Annotated in this window: 25 protein-coding genes; 20 read left to right on the top strand and 5 right to left on the bottom strand. The window is 63.0% G+C overall.

Features of this window, described 5'->3' with window-relative positions:
* The first annotated feature begins 43 nt into the window (after nt 1-43).
* The 7 genes from ACUXST_RS02095 to ACUXST_RS02125 are packed head-to-tail and all read left to right on the top strand — an operon-like array spanning nt 44 to nt 6,696.
* Nucleotides 44-841, top strand: a complete 798-nt coding sequence (locus tag ACUXST_RS02095; RefSeq protein ID WP_458388292.1) for a sugar phosphate nucleotidyltransferase — start codon at nt 44-46, stop codon at nt 839-841.
* Nucleotides 826-1,899: a CDP-glucose 4,6-dehydratase gene (gene rfbG, locus ACUXST_RS02100; RefSeq protein WP_458388293.1), complete on the top strand. Its 1,074-nt coding sequence runs from the start codon at nt 826-828 to the stop codon at nt 1,897-1,899. The genes ACUXST_RS02095 and rfbG overlap by 16 nt, the downstream gene beginning before the upstream one ends.
* Nucleotides 1,900-1,918: 19 nt before the next feature.
* Nucleotides 1,919-2,977 (top strand): EpsG family protein, encoded by a 1,059-nt coding sequence (locus ACUXST_RS02105; protein WP_458388294.1) that lies wholly within the window; start codon nt 1,919-1,921, stop codon nt 2,975-2,977.
* Complete coding sequence (rfbC, locus tag ACUXST_RS02110) at nt 2,959-3,531, top strand: dTDP-4-dehydrorhamnose 3,5-epimerase (protein ID WP_458388295.1); 573 nt, start codon at nt 2,959-2,961, stop codon at nt 3,529-3,531. Before ACUXST_RS02105 ends, rfbC begins: the two co-directional genes overlap by 19 nt.
* The gene (locus tag ACUXST_RS02115) at nt 3,528-4,748 is read left to right on the top strand and encodes a methyltransferase domain-containing protein (protein WP_458388296.1); all 1,221 of its coding nucleotides are present in this window, start codon (nt 3,528-3,530) and stop codon (nt 4,746-4,748) included. The genes rfbC and ACUXST_RS02115 overlap by 4 nt, the downstream gene beginning before the upstream one ends.
* Nucleotides 4,745-5,614 (top strand): NAD-dependent epimerase/dehydratase family protein, encoded by an 870-nt coding sequence (locus ACUXST_RS02120; RefSeq protein ID WP_458388297.1) that lies wholly within the window; start codon nt 4,745-4,747, stop codon nt 5,612-5,614. The genes ACUXST_RS02115 and ACUXST_RS02120 overlap by 4 nt, the downstream gene beginning before the upstream one ends.
* Entirely contained in the window at nt 5,611-6,696 is a 1,086-nt protein-coding gene (locus tag ACUXST_RS02125) for a hypothetical protein (RefSeq protein WP_458388298.1), read from the top strand. Before ACUXST_RS02120 ends, ACUXST_RS02125 begins: the two co-directional genes overlap by 4 nt.
* On the opposite strand, the gene ACUXST_RS02130 is transcribed toward ACUXST_RS02125, so the two are convergent.
* Nucleotides 6,606-7,910, bottom strand: a complete 1,305-nt coding sequence (locus tag ACUXST_RS02130) for a glycosyltransferase (RefSeq protein WP_458388299.1) — start codon at nt 7,908-7,910, stop codon at nt 6,606-6,608. The genes ACUXST_RS02125 and ACUXST_RS02130 overlap by 91 nt on opposite strands.
* Nucleotides 7,911-8,184: 274 nt before the next feature.
* Between ACUXST_RS02130 and ACUXST_RS02135 the strand changes: the two genes are divergently transcribed.
* The 10 genes from ACUXST_RS02135 (at nt 8,185) to ACUXST_RS02180 (ending at nt 18,192) form a co-directional block, all read left to right on the top strand.
* Nucleotides 8,185-9,282: a glycosyltransferase gene (locus tag ACUXST_RS02135; protein WP_458388300.1), complete on the top strand. Its 1,098-nt coding sequence runs from the start codon at nt 8,185-8,187 to the stop codon at nt 9,280-9,282.
* Entirely contained in the window at nt 9,279-10,103 is an 825-nt protein-coding gene (locus ACUXST_RS02140) for an FkbM family methyltransferase (protein ID WP_458388301.1), read from the top strand. Before ACUXST_RS02135 ends, ACUXST_RS02140 begins: the two co-directional genes overlap by 4 nt.
* 97 nt (nt 10,104-10,200) lie before the next feature.
* Complete coding sequence (locus ACUXST_RS02145; RefSeq protein WP_458388992.1) at nt 10,201-10,731, top strand: acyltransferase; 531 nt, start codon at nt 10,201-10,203, stop codon at nt 10,729-10,731.
* Complete coding sequence (locus tag ACUXST_RS02150) at nt 10,728-12,116, top strand: oligosaccharide flippase family protein (RefSeq protein WP_458388302.1); 1,389 nt, start codon at nt 10,728-10,730, stop codon at nt 12,114-12,116. Before ACUXST_RS02145 ends, ACUXST_RS02150 begins: the two co-directional genes overlap by 4 nt.
* On the top strand, nt 12,106-12,960 hold the full coding sequence (locus ACUXST_RS02155) for a class I SAM-dependent methyltransferase (RefSeq protein WP_458388303.1): 855 nt from the start codon (nt 12,106-12,108) through the stop codon (nt 12,958-12,960). Before ACUXST_RS02150 ends, ACUXST_RS02155 begins: the two co-directional genes overlap by 11 nt.
* Nucleotides 12,961-12,985: 25 nt before the next feature.
* Nucleotides 12,986-14,575, top strand: coding sequence for a glucosamine inositolphosphorylceramide transferase family protein (locus ACUXST_RS02160; protein WP_458388304.1), 1,590 nt, complete (start codon nt 12,986-12,988; stop codon nt 14,573-14,575).
* Between the two features lie 16 nt (nt 14,576-14,591).
* A complete protein-coding gene (gene asnB, locus ACUXST_RS02165; protein WP_458388305.1) occupies nt 14,592-16,583 on the top strand; it encodes an asparagine synthase (glutamine-hydrolyzing) in 1,992 nt (663 codons plus the stop codon).
* A gap of 67 nt (nt 16,584-16,650) precedes the next feature.
* The gene (locus ACUXST_RS02170) at nt 16,651-17,187 is read left to right on the top strand and encodes a CAP domain-containing protein (RefSeq protein ID WP_458388306.1); all 537 of its coding nucleotides are present in this window, start codon (nt 16,651-16,653) and stop codon (nt 17,185-17,187) included.
* A gap of 140 nt (nt 17,188-17,327) precedes the next feature.
* Entirely contained in the window at nt 17,328-17,738 is a 411-nt protein-coding gene (locus ACUXST_RS02175; RefSeq protein ID WP_458388307.1) for a hypothetical protein, read from the top strand.
* Between the two features lie 43 nt (nt 17,739-17,781).
* Nucleotides 17,782-18,192: a hypothetical protein gene (locus tag ACUXST_RS02180; RefSeq protein WP_458388308.1), complete on the top strand. Its 411-nt coding sequence runs from the start codon at nt 17,782-17,784 to the stop codon at nt 18,190-18,192.
* Between the two features lie 38 nt (nt 18,193-18,230).
* On the opposite strand, the gene surE is transcribed toward ACUXST_RS02180, so the two are convergent.
* Nucleotides 18,231-19,004: a 5'/3'-nucleotidase SurE gene (gene surE / locus ACUXST_RS02185; RefSeq protein ID WP_458388309.1), complete on the bottom strand. Its 774-nt coding sequence runs from the start codon at nt 19,002-19,004 to the stop codon at nt 18,231-18,233.
* 282 nt (nt 19,005-19,286) lie between these two features.
* Between surE and dksA the strand changes: the two genes are divergently transcribed.
* Nucleotides 19,287-19,754 carry an RNA polymerase-binding protein DksA gene (gene dksA / locus ACUXST_RS02190; RefSeq protein ID WP_458388310.1) on the top strand — a complete coding sequence of 156 codons (468 nt, stop codon included), beginning with the start codon at nt 19,287-19,289 and terminating at the stop codon, nt 19,752-19,754.
* 30 nt (nt 19,755-19,784) lie between these two features.
* Here the strand turns inward: dksA and ACUXST_RS02195 are convergent, their stop codons facing one another.
* The gene (locus ACUXST_RS02195) at nt 19,785-19,946 is read right to left on the bottom strand and encodes a DUF465 domain-containing protein (protein WP_458388311.1); all 162 of its coding nucleotides are present in this window, start codon (nt 19,944-19,946) and stop codon (nt 19,785-19,787) included.
* Between the two features lie 158 nt (nt 19,947-20,104).
* Here ACUXST_RS02195 and ACUXST_RS02200 point away from each other — a divergent pair, with 158 nt between their 5' ends.
* Together ACUXST_RS02200 and ACUXST_RS02205 are read left to right on the top strand one after the other, a co-directional pair.
* Nucleotides 20,105-20,302, top strand: coding sequence for a YdcH family protein (locus tag ACUXST_RS02200; protein ID WP_458388312.1), 198 nt, complete (start codon nt 20,105-20,107; stop codon nt 20,300-20,302).
* Between the two features lie 104 nt (nt 20,303-20,406).
* Nucleotides 20,407-20,895 carry a DUF1465 family protein gene (locus ACUXST_RS02205; RefSeq protein ID WP_458388313.1) on the top strand — a complete coding sequence of 163 codons (489 nt, stop codon included), beginning with the start codon at nt 20,407-20,409 and terminating at the stop codon, nt 20,893-20,895.
* On the opposite strand, the gene ACUXST_RS02210 is transcribed toward ACUXST_RS02205, so the two are convergent.
* A complete protein-coding gene (locus ACUXST_RS02210; protein ID WP_458388314.1) occupies nt 20,892-21,854 on the bottom strand; it encodes an NAD(P)H-dependent flavin oxidoreductase in 963 nt (320 codons plus the stop codon). The genes ACUXST_RS02205 and ACUXST_RS02210 overlap by 4 nt on opposite strands.
* The gene (locus ACUXST_RS02215; RefSeq protein ID WP_458388993.1) at nt 21,855-22,856 is read right to left on the bottom strand and encodes an SDR family NAD(P)-dependent oxidoreductase; all 1,002 of its coding nucleotides are present in this window, start codon (nt 22,854-22,856) and stop codon (nt 21,855-21,857) included.
* Nucleotides 22,857-22,960 lie beyond the last annotated feature (104 nt).

A 22,960-nucleotide genomic window follows, 5' to 3' on the forward strand; every position in this document is an offset into this window, starting at 1 on the left:
GGCTAAGGCCAAGTCCCGGCGCACCGAGGGAGCGCGTGCCGGCATGTTGTCCAAGAATACTCCGGTCATCATTCTGTGCGGCGGCGAGGGCAGCCGCATCGCGGACGTGTCGGGGGACGCGATTCCCAAGCCGCTCATCCGCATCGGCGACAAGCCGATCCTGTGGCACATCATGAAGATCTACGAAGCCCACGGTTTCTCGAACTTCATCCTGGCGCTTGGTCACCTCGGGTGGGAGATCAAGGACTATTTCCTCAACGAGCGGCTGATGGACTGCGATTTCCGCATGGACATCGACGGTAGCGAGCGCAGCGTCGAAGTGCTGAGCGGGCCGGCCAAGACGAAGCGTAGCATCATATTCGCGGACACCGGCGAGAAGACGCAGACCGGCGAGCGGATTGCGCGCTGCCGCCGCTATGTCGAGACCGACCACTTCATGGCCACCTACGGCGACGGGGTCGCGGACATCGACGTGACCGCGCTTGGCGAGTTCGCAACGGAGCGCGGGAAGATGGGGACCGTTACCAGCGTCATTCCCGCCAGCCGCTTCGGCAACATCGAGGTCCTGGGCGGAAAGGTCACCGCCTTCAACGAGAAGCAGGATGCCGGTGGCGGCTCGATCAACGGCGGCTTCTTCGTTTTCAAGCGCCAGTTCTTCGACGTGCTCGATCGCTATGGTAACGTGATGCTCGAACGCGAGCCGATGGACGACCTGGTCGAACAGGGCGAACTGGCCGCCTATCGGCACGAAGGCTTCTGGGAGCCGATGGACACGATGCGCGAGTATCGGCTGCTGAACGGCCTGTGGGGAAGCGGCGAGGCCAAGTGGAAGAGCTGGTAAGCGCGGCCGACGCGCTTCGCACGTTCGCGGGCCGGCGGGTCCTTGTGACTGGCCATACGGGGTTCAAGGGAAGCTGGCTCTGCCTCTGGCTCACGCGGCTCGGCGCCGAGGTGACCGGCTTCTCCGATGCGGTCCCTTCGAACCCCAGCCATTTCGACGCTTTACAGATTGTAATGGACGACCGGCGCGGAGACGTCGCCGATGAAGCTGCGGTCGCAGCTGCGTTCGAGGCCTCACGGCCGGAAATCGTCTTCCATCTAGCGGCGCAGCCCCTGGTCCGGCGCGCCTATGCGGATCCCGTCGGGACATACCGGACGAACGTGCTGGGCAGCCTCGTGGTCATGGAAGCTGCGCGGCGTGCGGGCGTCGGAGCCTTCGTGTCCGCAACGACCGACAAGGTCTACCGCAATGACGAGAGTGGGCGGCCATATTCCGAAACGGACGAGCTTGGCGGCTCCGATCCCTACAGCGCTTCGAAGTCGTGTGTCGAGCTGATGACGCGGTCGTACCAGGAAAGCTTCCTTCGCGACGGAGCCATGTTGCTCGCGACTGTCCGCGCCGGAAACGTGATCGGCGGCGGTGACTGGGCCGAAGACCGGCTGGTGCCGGACCTCGTCCGGGCGGCATTTAGCGGCGAGCCGGCGATGATCCGCAACCCGCAATCGACGCGTCCCTGGCAACATGTGCTCGACGTTCTCGCAGGCTACCTTGAGATTGGCGCGCGGCTCCTGCGTCGAGATCGTGATGCCGTTGGAGCATGGAACTTCGGCCCGTCGTCCACTGCGGGTATCAGCGTTGCAGACATCATCGCTGCCGTGCAGAGCCGCTTGCCCGGGCTGGCGATTGACTACCAGCCGGAAGCCGGCGGTCGCCACGAGTCGGGGCTGCTTCAGCTGGATTCCGGAAAGGCGCGATCACGTCTTCGTTGGCGCCCTCTTTGGGAGGACGCGATGCTGGAGCGCACGCTCGAGTGGTACGGTGCCTTCGCGGATGGTCGCGTCGTGTCAGTCGGGCAGCTAGCGGACTACGAGAACCAGTTGGTCTCCTCGGACCGATAATGCGGGCGGGAGCAGCTGCGTGCTGATTTACTGGCTGCTGTTCGGTTATTTCGCGATCGGAGCCTTGGTGGAACGACCGGAGCCGGCGGTAGCGGGTGTCTCAACTCCCAATCGGGGGCCGATGCTTTCGTTTGGCGGCGTCCTCATCACCTTGATGATCGGCCTGAGATACCGCGTAGGCGCGGATTGGGTCCCCTACGTTGAGATGTTTCGATCTGCGGGTCGGACGGATTTCCGAGGCACGTTGAGGCTAGGCGATCCCGCGTATCAATCCCTCAACTGGTTGGTTCAGCAGATCGGCTGGGAGCTGTGGGTCGTGAACCTCGTGTGTGGAGCGATCTTCGCTTCGGGATTGGTGCGCCTCGCAAGGGTCCTTCCGCGTCCGTGGCTCGCCATGACAATAGCGGTCCCATACCTCGTGATCGTAGTTGCAATGGGCTATACGCGCCAGGGCGTCGCACTAGGGATTATTATGGCTGGTCTAGCCTCGTACCTGCGAACCGGTGGAGCAGTCAGGTACTTGGTGTATGTTTTGGTCGCTGCGCTCTTCCACAAAACCGCGATCTTGGCTTTTCCGCTCGTCGTGATAGGCGGCGGCAATCGCAAGTTGGTTACGGCACTTATAGCGGCAGCCATTAGCTACTCGCTGTATGACTTGGTACTCGCGCCGTCCGTTGATCGGATGCTCACGAACTATGCATCCTATCAGTCACAGGGCGCGCTAATCAGGATCGTAATGAGCTGTTTCGCAGCGCTTCTGTTTCTGGTGCGGAAACGCCACCTGGAACTGAGCGTTAGAGAACATGTAATTTGGAGGAATTTCTCAGTAGCAGCACTTGCGTTCTTGGGAGTTCTGTTTGCAGCGCCCGGTTCATCAGCCGGGATCGACCGGGTTGCGCTGTACGTGATCCCATTGCAACTTGCTATTCTCTCAAGGCCTCGTGTCACGGGCACCACTATTCCTTTCGGGATTGTGTTGCTGGTCTCTTATGCGGCTCTCGTGCAATTCACGTGGCTTAACTTTGCCCAGCATTCAGAATATTGGGTGCCGTATCGACTTTGGCCGTTGCTGGGATGAGCGGGGCACTCAGCATCTCGCCGACTGAAATCGACGGCGCCTACATCATCCGGCGGAACGTCCGCTCAGACCAGCGTGGGCGGTTCAGTCGCTTGTACGAAGAAGGCGAGCTCGCCAGCGCCGGCCTTGCCCGGCACTGGGTGCAGGTGAACCATTCGGTGACGCTGGGCGGAGGGACCGTTCGAGGGATGCACTTCCAGAGGCCTCCGGCAGCCGAAGCCAAGCTTGTGAGCTGTACGGCTGGAAGCGCGTTCGATGTCGCTGTCGACGTTCGGAAGGGCTCGGCGACATTCCTCAAGTGGGTGGGAGTCGAGCTTGACGATGCGACGTCCTTCTTCATTCCGGAGGGCTGTGCGCACGGCTTCCAGAGCCTCTCGATCGAAACACACCTCGTCTATCTTCACTCCCAGCTCTACGCGCCGGAGCACGAGGCTGGCCTCCGCTTCGACGATCCGGCAGTGGGTGTGGAGTGGCCGCTACAACCTGCCCGGTTGTCGGCACGTGACCTGTCATTTGCGCCGATCGACGGCGGTTTCGAAAGCGTCCAACTATGAAGTGTCGTCACTGCAGCAACACGGGCTTCATCCCGTTCGCCGATCTGCAGAACTGTCCGCCCTCAAACGCGATGCTTACGGCCTACACCCTCTACGCTCCGGAAGTGTATTACCCGCTAGTGGTGGAAGTCTGCGACAATTGCTTCCTGGCCCAGGTCGGGGAGCACAAAAAAGCGACGGAGATCTTCAACTCCGACTACACCTATTTCTCATCGGTGTCGCAGTCGTGGCTGGAGCACAGCCGCCGCTTTGCAGAGATGGCGATGGCTCGGTTCGGGCTCGGACCATCATCGCAGGTGGTCGAGGTCGCGTCGAACGACGGCTACCTGCTGCAATACTTCAAGAAGGCCGGAGTGCCGGTGCTTGGCGTCGAGCCGACCGGCAACACGGCCGAGGTGGCGATCGCCAAGGGCATCCCGACCATCGTCGACTTTTTCGGGCATGAGCTCGCCGGGCAAATCGAGGGCCGCGCCAACCTCATCTGCGGCAACAATGTCTTCGCGCACGTGCCGGACATCAATGATTTCGCTGCGGGCTTGAAGCGAGCCCTGGCGCCGGGCGGCGTCGTGTCGCTCGAATTCCCGCACCTGCTCCGTCTGATCGAACAGGTGCAGTTCGATACGATCTACCACGAGCACTTCTCGTATCTGTCGCTTGCCACTGCGGAAAAGGTTCTCGGCGCCCAGGGGCTGAAGGTGTTCGACGTCGAGGAAGTCCCCACTCATGGCGGCTCGCTGCGCCTGTTCGCCGCACACTCGGAGGATACGAGCAAGAACCGCTCCGCTTCCGTCGAAAAGGTTCTCGCCGACGAGCAGGCCAGCGGCCTTTCCTCGGCAAAGGTCTATGCGGACTTCCAGCCGCGCATCGACCGGGTCCGCGCGGACTTCCTGGCCTTTCTGCTCGAGGCCCGGGCAGCGGGGCACAAGGTGGCGGCCTACGGGGCCGCGGCCAAGGGCAACACTCTGCTCAACTATTGTGGCGTGAAGGGCAACGAACTGATCCACTTTGTCGCGGACCTCTCGCCGCACAAGCAGGGGCGTTTCCTACCCGGAAGCCGAATCCCGGTCGTCGCGCCGGAGCGGATCGACCAGGAACGGCCGGACTTCATCATCATCTTCCCGTGGAACCTCGCAGAAGAGGTCATGGGGCAGCTTGAACATGCGCGCGCTTGGGGTGCGCGTTTCGTCACCGCGATCCCAGAGCTTACTATTCAGTGACGCGGCTGCTGGTTACCGGCGCCACCGGCTTCATCGGGAGCGCACTGAACCGCGCCTGTGCGGCAGGCGGACATGAGGTGATTGCCGTCAGCTCAAGACCCGCTGATGCCGTGGGGGATTCCCGCGTGCAGTGGCGGCAGCTGGACCTGCTGCATGCGAGCGGGGACGAGCTGCAGCGGCTGATCGACGATGTGGCGCCGACCCATTGCATCCACGCGGCCTGGTACACGAACCACGCCGACTATCTCGTCCACCAGATCAACCGCGACTGGCTCGCGGCGAGCCTCCGGCTTGCAGATGCATGCCACGGCGTTCGGCTGACGGCCCTCGGCACCTGCCTCGAGTATGACGTTTCGCTCGATTCCCACTGCGTTGAAGATGAAACGCCCCTTCGCCCCGAGACCCTGTACGCCCAGTGCAAGCGCGAATTGTTCGAGGCGCTTGCGGGAGACAGCGCCTGGGCGCGAGTTTTCTTCGTCTACGGTCCGGGCGACCGCGGCGGGCGGCTGGTGCCGTACATGCTGGACCGGTTTGCTGGAGGCGAGGCGGCGGGGCCGAAGTTCGGCGGCCTGCGGCGAGACTACATCCATGTGGAAGATCTCGCCGATCAGATTCTCCAGATTGCGCTGTCCGACGTGACTGGCGCGGTGAACACAGGGACCGGCCAGGCGCCGACCCTTTCGGACCTGTTCGCAGCGGGCGCCCGCGCCTTGGGAAGGCCGGAACTTGCGCTGGCTAACGACGAAACGGGCGACCAGCCGGTGCTGATCGCGGCGGACATGACGCGATTCCGCGAGCAGGTCGGCAAATTGCGTGCGAGGTCCGTGGCGGATGGTTTGGCGAGCCTGGTCGAGGCTCGCGCATGAGGCTTGCGGATGCGCGCATCGGGTATGCCGGGTACAGTCGCGACTTCTCCGTCCCCGGCGATCGCCGCCGCTTCGCCGCCTACGCGCGGATGAGGGGGCTCGATCTCGAGTACGCCGAACTATCGAAGCAGTACGACCTCGTTATCGGGACCTACAGCAGCGACCTGACGGGCTGGATCACGCGCAAGCGCAGGGAAGGGGACCGGTTCAAGTTCGTGTTCGAACTGATCGACTCCTACTTCGAACAAACGGGCAGGCTGCGCCGGCTCCTGAAGGGCTCGGCGCGATACGCACTCGGCACCGATAGTCGACTGACGGCCGACTTTTTGAAGACACTGGTGAACGCATGCGAGGCCGCCGATGCCGTGATCTGCTCGACCGAAGAGCAGCGCGAGACCATCGGGCGGTACAATCCGAACGTATTCATCAGCTTCGACGATTTCGGCGACGAGCTTGGCGCTCCCAAGTCAAATTATCGCAAAAGCGCGAGGCTGAAGCTCGTGTGGGAAGGGCAGTCGACGACCCTTCCAAACCTGCAGGCGATCCGCGGGCCGCTGAACGACCTCCGCGAGCGGATTGAACTTAACGTCATCACCGATCCGGTCATTAGCCGCTGGTTCGGCCGCTTCGGGAGCTATCCGTCTATCGACGCGCTGCGCGTGATCGAATGCCAGAAGGTGTTCCATCAGTGGCGAAAAGACAGCTTCGCAACCCTCATCAAGGCGTGCGATGCGGCGGTGATCCCGATCGACCGCTCGAACCGCCTGTGGTGGGGCAAGCCCGAGAACAAGCTCGTGCTGCTGTGGAAGCTCGGCATGCCCGTGCTGACGAGCGCTACTCCGGTTTACGAGCGCGCGATGGGTGCCGCGGGACTCGATATGAGTTGCGCGACTGAGGCTGAGTGGGGAGCTGCGCTGGAACGCCTGCTTAGCGGTGCCCCGAGCGAGATGGAGGCGATCGGCCGCAAAGGTCGCGAGTATGCTGAACGCGCCTATTCCCGAGACGAGTTCACGGCGCGGCTCGATGCAGCCTTCGAGGCGGCAGGCTTCTCCACCGGGAGGCTGCGATACAGCCTGTCGTAGCGCGCGATGCCAAGCTCGACATCATAGACGGCTTGGGCCCGATGGCGGCGCTGTTCGGAGGACGTGCTGCATTGTTCGACCTGGTCGAGCGCGCGCCTGTAGCTATCGGCATCGAAGGTCTGGACCGCCGCGCCGCATGCGGTCTCCGCGATGATGTCAGCAACGTCGCCAACGCCGGCGTTGGCAACGAACGGCAGGCCGACGGCGAGCATCTCTCCCATTTTCGTGGGCGAACAGCCCCTGGCCGAGAACGACGGCTGCTTGAACGCTACGCCGACATCGGCGGCGGCGAGGAAGCGAGGGACGTCTTCGCGGCTGGCGGCGCGGATCACCAGTTCGTCGCTGTCAATGCGATGGGCGGCGGCCTGTTCGCGGATGGCGTCCGGGTTGTCCTGGGTGACGAACAGGAACACAGCGCGCCCGTAGCGCTCGCGGTAGACACCGAAGAACTCGAGCATCTCGGCAAGCATGTAATTGCCCCCGAGCGAGCCAAGGTACGCGAGCACTGGCGCTGCAGGCGGGATGCCGAGCTCGGTCCGCGCCGCATCCCGGACGCCGATTCGAGCAAGGGCGAAGTGGCCGAACTCGACGCAACAGGGGATGACCGTGATTGCTTCGGGGCGATCACTGACCTCAGGGCGGCTGAGAAGCTCAACCTTGCCTGCGTCGGTGAGACTGACGATGGCGTCGGCGTTCGCGAGCAGAGCACTCTCGAGCCGCTTGAAGTGGTGGTAGACCATGCGGAAGAGTGGCTTGGCGAGGTCCCAGCTCTTGCCCTCCGTCTTCTCCTCCGGCCAGAAGCCGCGCATGTCGAACAGCAGCGGCACGCCGAACCGCTTCTTCAGGTGCAGGCCAGCGGCGGCGGCGATATAGCTCCGGCAATGCACAAGCCCGAACCCGAACCGGCGATGCAATCGCGCCGCCGCCCACCTGAGGGCTTGCTGATCGTAGGCCGACGACAACACCGGCGGCGCCTTGTGATAGGGAAGTGGGTGCCACTCGATGTCGGCGTCCCGGCAGATGGGGGCGATCCGCTCGCCGTCGCGGACGAACCTGTCCGCTTTTTCGCAACTCAGGATGTGAATGCGGTGCCCGCGCGACGCGAGGCCGACCAGGTAAGGCAGGATCTGCGAGCGCCCGAGCGCGTCGGTCAGGCCGTCATAACTGATGTAGAGGACGGGCCTGTGGTCTGCGACGGTGTCGGTAATGAGCAAGGAGCGGCAGCCCTTTGAGCGGAGTGCAAGTTCGTCCCTGCGTGCCCTGCCAATGTAACCCGGGGTCCGGGTGGTCAATCTGAGCTACCGGTGGAGATGTTTGTCTGTCAACTTAACTGGTAACAGCCGTGACCGATTCAACCACCCGGCCCGCTAGGTTTCCTCCCCTGCCAAACGCACTAATCACATGAGCCGCCGGAGGGGACGCATCTCACTTGAGCTAGAAAGAGGCGAACGGCGTAATAGTGGGTTCGACTCCAAATCGAGGGGCAACATGACCGCTGACACGCTCAGATTCGCGTTTCTTTTACCGGACTTGAGCGGCGGCGGTGCCGAACGGGTCACGCTCACCATCATCGAAGATTTCCTGCAGCGGGGCCACACCGTCGACCTCCTATTGATGCGAGCCCGCGGCGATCTGCTGCCGTTGGTCCCTCGCCAAGTGAGGATCGTAGAGTTCGGAGTGGAGCGCATACGACATCTTGTATGGCCCCTAGCCAAGTACATTGAGCATGAGAGGCCCAACGCACTTCAGATCTCAATGTGGCCACTAACCGTCGCTGGCATAGTTTCTCGTGCATTGAGCCGGACGCGCTCAACGCTAGTTGTGAGCGATCACTCCACCTTGTCTAGGCAGTACGCCAACAGGGGCCGACTCCACCGACAGCTACTCAAGTGGTCAGTGCGGCTCGCGTATCCTCTGGCCGACGTGAGAGTAGTCGTGGCTAGGGAGGTCGCGCGTGACCTGTCGAGATTGTCCGGACTGCCCGCGGATGCCTTCAAGGTAATTTACAACCCGATAGCCCCTCCATCCATCCCAGTAGTTGGTTCTGACGTTGATGATCTCTGGGGTGGCGGTGGATATCGTATCCTTAATGTCGCACGATTAACCGCAGAGAAGAATCAATTGCTGCTTATCAAATCGTTTGCTTCGTTGGCGCAAAGCGTGGAAGCGCGTTTGATAATCCTCGGTGAGGGCCCGCTTCGATCCGAGCTCTTGCGGGAAGCAGAGAAGTTGGGCGTTGCTGATCGGGTTCTAATGCCGGGGTTCAAGATCGATCCTTCGCCATTCTATCGCTCAGCCGACGTCTTTGTCCTCTCGTCTGAATACGAGGGTTACCCTACGGTACTGCTCGAAGCGATGCAGGCGGGGCTGCAGGTGGTGAGCACTGATTGTGCCAGCGGTCCGTCCGAAATTTTAGCCAATGGACAGTTCGGCAAGCTCGTACCCTGCGGGGAGGATGAGCTTCTAGGTCAGGCGATCTTCGAGACGTTGATGCAACCATCTGCACCGGAGAGGCTCAGGCGCCGCGCTTACGAGTTGTCCAGTAGCGCGACAGATCAATACTTCGGAATAATGAGCGCTGCATGAGCATCTTGGGCACCCTCGGGACGTTTCTCGATCGACGTGGATACCGGAGTTTGGTCGCCTCGGTTTCCTCTGTGATATACCGACTCAAGACCCGTGGTGAACAGCGCTTCCGGGTTGATTCGGCCGGCCGTTGGGTAAACGAGCAGACCGAGGCCACCGTCGTGAGCCCCACAATCCACACGAGTTCAATCAAAGCACTCCGAGCTACGACACTCGACAATTGGTGTGCGTTTTATCTGCCAGCGCCGGGCGAAACAGTCATAGATGTGGGTGCGGGGATAGGTGAGGAAACGATTGTCTTTTCTCGCATGGTTGGGAATGCTGGACAGGTGCTTTCCATTGAGGCGCAACCCGCCACCTTCGGCTGTCTGACCGAGACATTGGCTAAATCTCGCCTAACCAACGCCGTTCCAATCTGCGCTGCAGTGATCGATCGTGATCGCGACGTGGATATAGGCATGTCCGACAACCATCTGGCAAATTCCATTCTCACCGGACGCCGTTCAGTGACTGTAGCTGGCCGGTCGCTCGACTCGATATGCGATGACTACAGCATCGAATCAGTGGGACTACTTAAAATGAATATTGAAGGAGCTGAGCAGTTGGCCGTGGGCGGGATGCAGCGCTTGGCTAGACGTCTCAAAAGTGTAGTCGTGTCCTGCCATGACTTCATCGCCGATGAAGGCGGCGGGCCTGACTTCCGCACTTTCTCAGAGGTGAGAAGAAAGCTTATCGAATTGGGCTTCGAGATTAGGACGCGGCCTGATGATCCACGTCCCTGGGTGAGGTACTACGTTTACGGACGCAACCCATCATTATAGATGTGCGCGGCGCTCCGGCTCGACGCAGATTGAGGTTGTGTATCAAGTGAAGCTCATACGCAGATTACTTAGACGAATCCATTTCGGTGCTGCTCGGATGAACTCGCGGATTAGACTGTATTGGTACCAATTACTTTATCGCGATCTTAGCATCGAAACTGGAGTGACGTTGGGACGCGGCGCGACTGTTAAGGTAGTCAAAGGCGGATCATTGAAGATTGGAGCCTCCACGGCGATTCAATCCAATTGTGAGATCGTGGCCGAAGGCCGACTGAATATAGGGCCACGTGCCTTCATTGGGTCTGGCTGCAACATCGTAGCAGCTGATTCAATTACTATCGGTAGCGATGCACTGATAGCTGAGGGCGTCACCATCCGCGATCAGGACCATAGAATTGATGGTTTAGGCGTTTTCAATCAGCAGGGCATGGTGTGCTCCGCGGTCAGAATTGGCGCGAATGTTTGGATCGGAGCAAAGGCGACCGTTCTTCGGGGCTCTACCATTGGCGACAACTGCGTGGTTGCCGCTCACGCTCTCGTAAAGGGGCGAGTTGAGTCTGGCACCGTCGTCGGCGGCATCCCCGCGAGGCTCATCGGACGAGTGGGCCCAGCCGAGAGTCTCACGTGAAAACGATTTTCACACGCGCTGGCGCCCTTATCCAGACCGACGCAACGTCCCGGCTCCTGCTTCGAGGTAGTTTCGTTTCACTACTTTTGAGAATTCTTGGCGTTGCCTTAAGCTATGCGGTGCACGTGTTACTATCTCGTAAGCTGGGGCTGCAAGAATATGGCCGGTATGTCATTGCACTCGGCTGGGCACTAGTCTTCACGATGCCAGCTCGACTAGGGTTCGATCAAAGCGCGATGCGGTTCGGGCCGGTCTACTTAGAGCGTGGGGACCTTGGAAGGTTTCGAGCATTCACGCGCGTAGCGCTCTATTCCGTGATCCTCGCGTCCTTGATCCTAGGCGCAGCAGTAGTCTTCCTAAGCAATCGACTGGAGCTTACAGGTGGTTATGAAACGAGCTATGCAATTGCACTGATTATATTGGCTTTGGCAGTTCTCGGGGTTGTCTCTTCGCTGGCCCGCGTGGTCGGAAACATCTTCGCATCTCAGTTTTACGATCAAGCCTTCCGTCCAGCCATGCTTGTTGCGATGACGTGCGCGATCACCATACTGGGCTGGCGGTTGACCGTTCCTCTAGCGTTGATGCTGACAGGGGTTTCTGGCGCGCTCGCTCTAACCGCACTGGGGATCCACGTCTGGCGGGTCTTCGCCACTACTAGAGAAGCGCAACGTGATTATCGCGGGTGGACAACCTGGCTGACCGTCAGTCTTCCGCTACTCGTGATCGTGATGGCCCAAGAGTTGATGAACCAGTTCGAAGTCATTCTCCTCGGGTATCTCGCAAGCGCGCGAGAAGCTGGACTGTTCGCAGCTGCCTCGAGGCTGGCTAATCTAACTCCGTTTGCCTTGGTTGCCTTGGCCGCGGTTAGCGCGCCGTTGATAGCAGCCGATTATGAACGACAGGATTGGGCGCGGCTGTACAGAGTTGTGTCGCTCACAGCGCGGCTTGGCCTCGCCTTCGCTGTGTTCACATCCGTCTTGCTTGCAAGTGTCGGAATCAGCATTCTCCGTCTGTTCGGACCCGATTTTGAGGCCGCATATCCTGCACTTGCAATTCTGTTGATCAGCGGCCTGGTCAACGCGTTCACGGGCGTTGTCGCATATCTTCTAACCTTGACGGGGAGCGAACGCGTCGCACTCGTGTTTTTCGGTGCGTCGATGTTTGTTAGTCTCGGTGTCAATCTCACTCTCATTCCTCGTTTCGGGATCGTTGGCGCGGCGATAGCGTCCGCAAGTGGCATTGGTATCTGGAACTTGGCCATGTTGATTTATGTGCGCCACAAGCTCGGAATAGATGCTTCAGCAATCGGATTGAGGCCGCGTGGGGAAGCCGGGGCTCTCGGTATGAAGGTTCGGGCGGGGGGGGGGAGCGCCAGTGCACCTTAGTACCGCAAGAGCCAAGAACATCGACGTCAAGACCGTCGCGGGCTTCGGGGAGGAGTGGGCCGCCTTTACGCAGGAGGAGCTCGATCCCGCCGAGCATCGCCGGCTGTTCGATCAGTATTTCTCGCCTTTCCCATTCGACTCGCTGCCAGCGGACGCAGAAGGATTTGACCTCGGCTGCGGGACAGGACGCTGGGCCGCGCTTGCCGAGCCACGGGTGGGGCTGCTGCATTGCATCGACCCTGCGGGGAAGGCGCTCGACGTCGCCCGCCGCCGGCTGCGCGATCGGTCGAATGTCAGGTTTCACGAGTGCGCTGTGGACGACATCCCGCTCGGCAACGGGAGCCAGGACTTCGGCTATTCACTCGGCGTGCTGCACCATATTCCGGACACGGAGGCGGCGATGCGGGCCTGCGTCCGCAAGTTGAAGCCGGGGGCGCCCTTCCTCGTTTATCTCTATTATGCGTTCGATAATCGGCCGAGCTGGTTTCGGGGACTGTGGAGGGCGTCGGAGCTGGGACGCAGTACGATCTCGCGGCTGCCGTTTGGACTTCGGAAAGCAGCGACGACCGCGATCGCGGGAGCGGTTTACTGGCCGCTGGCCCGTGCGGCGTCGATCGGGGAGCGTGGCGGGGCGGCGGTCGGGAATTGGCCGCTGGCCGAATATCGCTATCGCAGCTTCTACAGCATGCGGACGGACGCGCTCGACCGCTTCGGCACCCGGCTGGAGCAGAGGTTCTCGCGCGCGCAGATCGAGGGGATGATGAAGCGCTGCGGACTGGTCGACATCCACTTTCGCGAAGGCCCCCCCTATTGGGTCGCCTGCGGCCGCGCCGCCACGGCATGAGTAGCCGGCGACTGTCCCCTCGTCCGTGAGGATCGGCGTCATTGTCGACGAGGGCGGCCTTGCCCGCTGGCAGGCCGACGCCCTGCGTCAGCTTGAGCTCGACACGGAGTTCATCGTCTACGACTGCCAGAACAGCCGGCCGGAGAAGCGACGCGGCCGGTTCGCGCTTTATTACCTTCTGAACCTCTTCACGATTCGGAACCCGCTGACACGGAAGGTGCCCTTTCCGGCGGAGCTTCGGGTGGTGGCGAACCGGCCATTCCAGTCGGAGTGGGACGCGGCGTGGCAGAGCCTGCCGCACGGTCTGCTCCAGGCAATCCGCGAGGACGCGCCCGAGGTGCTGGTCAAGTTCGGGATGGGGCTTCTTCGAGTGCCCGAAAGAGCGGAGCTGCGAGTGCCGATCCTATCGTATCACCATGGTGATCCGCTGCGTTTTCGCGGGCGCCCGGCCGGCTTCTATGAACTGCTCTCGGGTGAGCCGGTCATGGGGCAGGTCGTCCAGGTGCTGTCGAATGCGCTCGACGCCGGCCAGGTCGTTGCCGCTGCCGAGACCAAGGTTGTCCCGCATTCCTATCGGGCGACGTTGATGGAGGCGTATCGCGTTTCTCTGCTTCTGCTGCTCCCGGCGATCCGCCGCGCGTTGGCCGGGGCGGGCGCCGAGCCGGCGGAGCGGGGAACGAACTATCGCTTGCCCGGCAACAGCATCGTCGTCCGCTTCGTCGTGCACCTCGTCGCTCAGGCCTCCGCGCGGATCGGCTACGGGCTCTTCAGGGAGAAGTTGTGGCGAGTGACGACAGTCGCCAGCGAGCCCAGCATCCCGGCATTGAGTGCCGCGCTGAAGGATCGCTCGTCATGGTCCGACTTGGCCGTCCGGCGCGGCTTCCGCTTCCTGGCTGACCCGTTCTTTCACCCGGCGGGCGGCATTCTGGTGGAGGCACTGAACGAGCGTTCCGGGACCGGACAGCTGGTGCACGTCACCGGCGATCAAGAGAATGTGATCTCCGGTCGAGGCGGGCATTTCAGCTACCCGTCGGTCGTCGAGGTGAGCGGCAGCTGCTACGTCATACCGGAAGTGTCGGACTGGTCGGAGGCACTCGCTTTTCCGTTGCGCGTCCAAACGTTGGGTGAGCCATTCGCGCTTCGCATCCGCGGGCGGCCGAGGTTGCTCGACCCGACGGCCTTCAGCAAGGACGGGACCATCTATCTGTTTGCCAATTCGGCGTCGGACGGTGGGTCGGTGCTTCGGCTCTGGTTCGCGGATGCGATAGACGGCGAGTTCGTGGAGCACCCGTGCAGCCCCATCCGGATCTCGCCCGAGGGTGGGCGGATGGGCGGCAGCCTGGCGGTACTGGATGGGCGGCTCATCCGGATCGGGCAGGACTTCCGCGGTGCCTACGGCGATGGCCTGGCCTTTTTCCACGTGACGCGCATCGACCGTGAACAGTACGTGGAAGAGCGGGTGGGGAGCGTAAAGTTAAGTGGCGTTGCCGGACCGCACACGCTGAACGTCGCTGGCGGTCGCGCCGTGTTCGACTACTATACACATCGCTCGTCGCCCCTTGCGGGGCTGCGGCGGCTTCGGGAGCGTCGCGCTGCCCGTCGCATTACCGGCTGAGGGACTGAGCAGTAGCATGTGCGGAATTGCGGGCATCCTGGCGAGCGGGACAGTCACCGAGCAGTCGGTGAACCGGATGACGCGCCCGCTCCTACACCGCGGCCCCGATGATGGCGGCTGCTGGATCGACATCGAGGCCGGCATCGGGCTCGGTCACCGGCGGCTGGCCATCGTCGACCTGACCGCTGCCGGTCACCAGCCGATGCACTCGACCGATGGGCGCTACGTGCTCACCTACAACGGCGAGATCTACAATCATCAGGACATTCGGACCGAGCTCGAGGCAGCGGGGGCGGTGCCCGAGGGCGGTTGGCGCGGCCATTCGGACACGGAGGTGCTGCTCCAGGCGGTCGTCACCTGGGGACTGCGAGCGGCGCTGGAGCGCAGCGTCGGCATGTTCGCGCTCGCGCTTTGGGACCGTCGTGAGCGGACGCTCAGCCTGGCCAGGGACCGGTTCGGAGAGAAGCCGCTCTATTACGGCTGGGCCGGCAAGGACTTGCTGTTCGGGTCGGAGCTGAAGGCGCTGACCAGTCATCCGAAATTCGACGCGCGGATCGACCGGCGCGCCGTCGGACTGTTCGCTGCGCGGACCTACATCCCGGCGCCGTTCTCGATCTACGAACGGACCTTCAAGCTGCAGCCCGGGTGGATCCTGACGCTCAGCCGCAACGCGGCGGCGCGGCCGCTGTCGGCTCCGCCGCAGGACGGCGTGACCGCTGATGGCCTCAGTCTTGAGCGATACTGGTCTTACGGGGACGTGATGCTCGGTGGCCTCGACGATCCCATCGAGGATGAGACCGCTGCGGTGGACGAGCTCGAACGTACCCTGGCGGCTGCCATCAAGGGCCAGTCGATGGCGGACGTGCCGGTCGGCGCCTTCCTTTCGGGCGGCATCGACAGTTCGACGGTGGTCGGCCTCTATCAGAAATATTCCTCGATTCCGGTTCGCACCTTTTCAATCGGCTTCGAGCAGGCCGGTTTCAACGAGGCGGAGGATGCGAAGCGGGTCGCGGCTCACCTCGGAACTGTGCACCAGGAGCGCTACGTCACGGTTGCCGAGACGCGCGACGTCATCCCGCTGCTGCCGACCATGTATGACGAGCCGTTCGCGGACTCATCGCAAATTCCCACCTATCTGGTCAGCCGCTTCGCCCGGGAGCAGGTCACGGTGGCGCTCACCGGCGACGGCGGCGACGAACTGTTCGCCGGATACAACCGCCACTTCGCTGCTCCGAAGATGTGGGAACAGCTGCAGCGGGTGCCGCGGCCGCTACGATCGGCAACCGGTTCGCCGCTCAGCCGGGTGCCGTCCCAGGTCTGGAGCGGATTGTCGGGCTTGCTGCCCGGCCGGCGGCAACCGCACTTCGGCGGCAAGATGCAGAAGGCCTTTCGCGTCGCCGCCTCCGCGCACAGCTTCGACGACGTCTATTGCAGCTTCCTGGACGAATGGAGCTTCGAGCCGTCGCCGGTCATTGGAGCGAGCCGCGGCGATAATCGCTTCGACCTCGACTTGGGGCGACCAGTGCCGGACGCGGTCCGGATGATGTATTGCGACGCCGTCACCTACCTGCCGGACGACATCCTCGCCAAGGTGGACCGCGCGTCCATGGCGGTCAGTCTGGAGACGCGAGTGCCGTTCCTGGATCACCGCGTCGCCGAGCTTGCCGCGAGGATACCGCTCAGCCTCAAGGTGCGTGACGGGAAGGGCAAGCACCTGGTCCGCCAGCTTCTCTACGGTCTAGTTCCGCGCAATCTCGTCGAGCGTCCGAAGGCCGGCTTCGGCATTCCCGTCGGCGAGTGGATCAAGGGGCCACTTCGCCCGTGGGCGGAAGACCTGTTGAGCCCGGCCGCGCTGAAGGCGGACGGACTGCTCGACGCGCAGGTCGTCCGCCGGCGCTGGGCGGACCATCTTGCCGGACGCCGTGACTCCACGCCGGCGCTATGGGCGGTGCTGATGCTGCAGGCCTGGATGCGGGAGCAAAGCGCGGCCACTGCAGCGGCGGCTTGACCGCTCCTCAAGCAAATGATTCTTTAAGGCCGACGACGATAGGGTTCCTCTGGGGGAGGGGTTTCCGATGGCCTTACGCGCGTTCCTGGCAGGTGCTGCCGCATGTTCGCTGCTCAGCATTGCAGGAGATGCGGGCGCCGCGTCGACCCTGACCATCCCGACGACGACGCTGTTCGGAATGCGCGTGATTGCGCTTCATAATCAGGTGCGGGGCGCGGCGGGCGTCGGGCCGGTGGTCTGGGATCGCTCCCTGGCTGCCGCGGCGGACGCTTATGCAGCCCGGCTCGCGAGCACGGGGACCTGGGGGCACTCTTCGCCAGCCGAACGGCCAGGCCAGGGCGAGAACCTGTGGATGGGCAGCCACGGCGCCTTCAACGTCGATCAGATGGTCGGCGCCTGGGCTTCGGAGGGCCGGATGTTTCGCGCCGGAGCATTCCCGCAAGTCAGCAACACCGGCAAGTGGAACGATGTCGGTCACTATACCCAGATGATCTGGCGCGGCAGCGTCCGAGTGGGGTGCGCCGTACGCTCGTCGCGCGCCTACGATTACCTCGTGTGCCGCTATTCTCCGGGTGGGAACGTGATGGGTTCGCGAGTGCCGTGAGGACACGGTTTTCGGAGAAATTGGCCGTTCTCCACTAATTTTCTCCATTGCTGTAGAAGGCAACTTCATTTTGGACTAAGCGTTGGGCCGCAAACAGGGAAAGCGTGGGATTTGTCCACGCTGCGCCAGGAGATTTCGGGATGACGAGTGCGCGCGTGAACAGAGTTGTTGCGGCAGTTATCGCCGGTTCCATGTTCTTCAGCTCGACCGGCGCGGTCGCCGCGACGGCGCAGTCCGCTGCTCCGCAGCAAGTCAGCCCGTGGGTGGCACTTTCCGCTTTGACCGCCGGTGCTCCGGCTGCAGCGCTTTGCGGCGCAGCAGCGGCCGCTACCGCCGCCCAGGCCCCTGCAACCGGTTGTGTGCTGCCGGCCGTCGATGCTCCGCCGCCTGTCGCAGACGCTGGTCCGCCGCCGCCGGTTCCGGTTCCGGCCGTTGCTGCACCGAGCAGCTTCGCCATTTCGCCACTGTTTCTCGCGCTCGGCGCGCTCGCAGCCGGCGCCCTGATCTACTTCGTCGTCAGGAAGCATCATCACGACGTAAGCCCCGCCTGAGGAGCTCGCCGTCTACGGAACTGATCGGAAAGGGTTTGGCGTCATGAATACTTGGCTTGTTGCGCGTGCTGCTGTTGGCTTGACGCTGGCTACTGCTCTCTCCGGAATGGCCACGGCTCAGGCCTGGACTCCGGGTGCGGAAATCACCGGCCAGGCCGTTCAGGTTACCACGAACGGAACGACGAACACGGTCTACCTCGATCAGGGCGGCGTAGCCCGAATCATGACTCCGAGCGGGAACACTATCAACGGCACCTGGGGTGCGGCAAACGGGCAGCTTTGCCTGAACAATGGCACCGCGCAGGAGTGCTGGCCCTACACCACGCCGTTCCAGGCCGGCCAGCCGCTGACGCTGACCAGCAGCTGCAACGCGACGTCGACGTGGCTTGCTGCGGCGACCAACACGGCAGCTCCGGCGCCGGCGCCCCAAGCTGGTGGCGAACGCGGCAAGTAAGCCTCGTCACATTGGATGAATTCGATGCGGTCGTGCCGCTAGGGCGCGGCCGCAAATCGTTTGTGGAGCCCGGCAAGCGAGCTTTCGTGCGTGAGGTCGAGGTGGAGCGGCGTCACTGACACGTAGCCGTCCGCGACCGCCTCCAAGTCCGTGGAATGTCCTGGCGTCTCCACCATCGGACCAAGCCCGAACCAGTAATAATCATAGCCGCGCGGATCCTTGCGCTCGACGATCCTGAGCCGGCCATAGTCGCGGATCCCTTGGCGACAGACGCGGATGCCGCGCACCTCCTCCGGAGCAAGGGCAGGGAAGTTGACGTTGATCAACGTCCGCGGCTCGGTTGCGAAGTCGAGCAGCGGAGCAAGCACGCGCGACGCCCAGGCTTCCGCCGCTGCGAAGGGCACGGTGTCGCCCATTCCTTCGCGCGAGTAGGCCTGGCTGAGCGCGATCGAGCGCACGCCGGCAAGCGCGCCTTCCATCGCAGCCGAGACCGTGCCCGAATAGGTGACGTCCTCCGCCAGGTTCGCGCCCCGGTTGATCCCCGACAGGATCACGTCGGGTGGCGAATCCTTCATCACGTGGGCGAGGGCGAGCATGACTGCGTCCGTGGGCGTTCCGGTGACGGAGTAGCGCCGCTCATCGTGGCGACGAAGGCGCACGGGCGTGGTCAATGTCAGGGAGTGGCCGGCCCCGGACTGCTCGTCCGACGGCGCGACGATCCAGACGTCGTCGCTAAGCGTACGCGCAACTGCTTCGAGCAGCTGCAGGCCCCGCGCATTCACGCCATCGTCGTTGGTCAGTAGGATCCGCACTGCCGGTCTATGGCGGTCTGGCCCGGCGGCGGCAACCGCCGTGGGATTGCGCCATATTCGCAACAGCTTGGCGATTTCTTCACCAGTTCTTCGACAGTTCTTGTTCAGGGTCGCTGTGGCAACTATAGGCGCGAGTGGGGATGACCGACTTTCCTGGTTCTAAGTCCCGGGAAAGATTACGGATAATCGCCTCCGGCTGCACCGGTGGCCCGGCCGCAGCAGGCGGCGGGCGTTTTGGGGGAGCTTCGCGATTTCGCGAATGCTCAGTGCGGGGAGGATTGTATGGCTACCGCGTTAGTCGATCTATACGGCAGCGAAGACTTCGAACCATTTGACAGGATCATCCTCGCGGAGGGCTATCGCCCGTCCGAGACCGAGGAGTTCATGTGCGGCAAGCACCGCGCCTATTTCCTCCGCAAGCTCAAGGCGTGGAAAGAATCGATCGTCGAGGAGTCGCGCCAGACCATGGCCCAGCTACAGGTCGACTCCCTTCGCGAGCCGGACATTGCCGACCGCGCGTCCAGCGAGACCGACTGGGGCATCGAGCTTCGCACGCGTGACCGCCAGCGCAAGCTCATCTCAAAGATCGATAGCGCAATCCGTCGCCTCTACGAAGGCGAATACGGCTATTGCGAAGTGACCGGCGAGCCGATCTCGCTCGGCCGCCTGGAAGCACGCCCGATTGCGACGATGACCCTCGAGGCGCAGGAGCGCCACGAGCGGATCGAAAGAGTGTCGCGCGACGACTGACCTTGAGGGCTGCCGTCGCGCGGCGGCAGCCTAATGGGTTACGTGGCGAGCCAGCTCGTCCTTAAGTCTCAGTTTTTCTTTCTTCAGTCGGTGGAGAAGGTCTTCGTCGGGATGGGCCCGGTGCTCTTCTTCCTCGATGAGCGAGTGGAGCGCCGCGTGCTTCGACTCGATTTCCTCGACTGCCTTTTCCATAGATGCCATTCCTTTCGCGGATGCGACTGACGACTGCGCACTAAATCACGATTCCGGGATTTTGTCTTGATCCTTGTCACGGCTCGCCCGGCGCCCGGCGCCGCCCACCGCTGTCATCGCTGCTTCGCCTGGCGCGCTCGCTGGACTAGGGACGCGCAATGAACGACGACGAGCCGGAGCTGAGCCTCGACGCGCTGAAGGCCGAGCACCGCCGGCTGGACGCCGAAATTCAGGCGCTCTGCTCCGAACCCGGTCCCGACAAGTTGGACGTGGCGCGGCTAAAAAAGCGCAAGTTGCAAATCAAAGACCATATCCAGCGGCTGGTCGACGCGAGCGTCCCGGACATCATCGCGTGACGCCCGGAAGCCTGTCCCGCCGCGGGACAGGTGGCCACGACCGCTCCCGCGACAGCCGCTGAGGCGTTTTCACGGGCATGCAACGGTGGCACTGTCATTGGCTCATGGACGACTCGGACCTGCCTCCGCCGCAAGTGCGCATCACGTCACGACTGATCGACTCCCTATACACGGAGGCGATGGTCCTGGCGGACGAGACGCGGTCCTATTTCGACGATGCCGGCCGCGAAGAGCGTGCAATGCTCGACCCGTTCGCCAGGGTCGGCTTCGCCTGCGAGTCGCTGAAAGTCACGACGCGCATCATGCACATTGTCGCCTGGTTGCTGACCCAGCGCGCAATCGAATCCGGCGAAGTCGAGTTCCAGGGCGGCCGCCGTCCGGAGCGGCGTCTCGGCCATGCCCAGACGAGCGATCCGCTGGTCGTCGATCAGCTCCCGCCGAACGCGCGCCGCCTGATCCGCGCCAGCGCCGATCTCTACGCGCGGGTCGAGCGCATCGACGAAGGCAGCTTTGAACCGGAAGCAACGCTCAGTCCGGCGCGCGCCCTGATGGGACGACTGGAACGGGGACTGAGCGGCGGGCAGGGGCTTTAGAGGGCCGCGACGCGAGCCTTCGCGGCCGCGTATTGCTCGGCGAGCAAGTCAATCAGATCAGCCGCAGGGCGGACGCGATCGACAGCGCCAATGCCCTGGCCCGAGCCCCAGATGTCGCGCCACGCCTTGGGACGCGAAGAGCCCTCCGATCCGAACTTCATCGCCGTGGGGTCGACGCCAGCGAGATTGTCCGGATCGAGGCCCGCGCCGACAATCGAAGAGCGCAGGTAACTGCCGTGAACCCCAGTGAAGAGGTCCGTGTAGACGATGTCGGCAGCACCGCCGTCGACCACGGCTTGCTTGTAGGCGTCGGGCGCATTCGCTTCGTTCGTGGCGATGAAAGCGGAGCCGACGTAGGCGAGGTCGGCGCCCGCAGCCCGCGCGGCGAGCACGGCAGCGCCGGTCGCGATGGCGCCTGACAGGACCAGCGGCCCGTCGAACCAGGTGCGGATCTCCTGGAGCAAGGCGAACGGCGACCAGCGGCCGGCATGACCGCCAGCACCGGCAGCGACGGCGATCAATCCATCGGCGCCCTTGTCGATCGCCTTGCGGGCGAAGCGGTCGTCGATGACGTCGTGGAGCGTGATGCCGCCCCACTGATGGACCGCTTCATTGAGCTCGGGACGGGCGCCGAGCGACGTGATCACGATCGGCACCTTCCGCTTTGCGCATACGGCCATGTCCTGCTCGAAGCGGTCGTTCGAGCGGTGCACGATCTGGTTGACTGCGAACGGCGCGGCGGGCTGTTCCGCGTGGTCACGATCCCAGGCGGCGAGCGCCTCCCCAATCTCATGCAGCCATTCGTCGAGCTGACTTGCCGGGCGAGCATTCAGGGCGGGAAAGCTGCCGACGATCCCCGAAGTACATTGCGCGATGACGAGCTTGGGCGTCGAGACGATGAACATGGGCGCCGCAATGACCGGCAGGCGCAGGCCGGACAGGACGGCCGGCAGGCTCACTCAGAGGCCGTGGTAATCGCGATACCAGCGGACGAACTGCGGCACGCCTTCGTCGATTGTCGTGCGTGGGGCGAAGCCGTGATCGCGCTCGATGGCGCTGATGTCGGCGAAGGTGTCCTTCACGTCGCCCGGCTGCATCGGCTTCGGGTCGAGGAGCGCGGTCCGGCCAGTCGCCTGTTCGAGGATCGTGACGAGGCGCATCAGGTCCTCGCTGCGGCTGTTGCCGATATTGTAGAGCGCGTGCGGAGTCGTGCTTCCGCCGGCCTTGACCGAGCCGTCGTCGAGTGGCGGGCCGTCGAGGCAGGCAACCACACCGCGAACGATGTCGTCGACGTAGGTGAAGTCGCGCCGCATCTCGCCGCCGTTGTAGAGCGGGATCGGCTGGTCCTCGAGCAGCGCCTTGGTGAAGATCCACATCGCCATGTCAGGGCGGCCCCACGGTCCGTAGACGGTGAAGAAGCGCAGGCCGGTCATCGGCAGGCGGTAAAGGCTGGCGTAGGATTCGCTCAGCAGTTCGTCGGCTTTCTTGGTCGCGGCGTAGAGCGACAGCGGATGGTCGACGCGGTCTTCGACGCGGAACGGGATGCTCTTGTTGCCGCCGTACACCGACGACGAGGAGGCATAGACGAAGTGGCTCGATCGCCTGGCGCGGGCCAGCTCGAGCATGTTGCAGTGGCCGACCAGGTTCGACTGGACGTAGGCGGACGGGTTCTCAAGGCTGTAGCGGACGCCGGCCTGGGCACCGAGATGGGCGATGCGATCGAATTCGACGGACGCGGCGAGTGCGTTGAGAGCCTGCGCGTCGGCGAAGTCGATATCGGCGAAGCGGAAGCGTTCGCTGCCGAATTCCTTGTGCAGCGTTTCGAGGCGCGCTCGCTTCAGTCCAGGGTCGTAATAATCGTTGAGATTGTCGATGCCGACGACGGCATCGCCGCGCTCCAGCAGGGCGCGAGCGGTCGCAGCGCCGATGAATCCCGCAACCCCTGTGACGAGTACAGCCATGGCCATGACATAGGGGGGCGCCAGCGCTGCCGCCAAGGGCGAAACCGGTGTCCCACGGCGTTTTGTTAAACTTTTCTTGACGCGAACCCAAAGAACGTAGGAAA

The sequence above is a fragment of the Sphingomonas sp. F9_3S_D5_B_2 genome, from assembly GCF_054263715.1.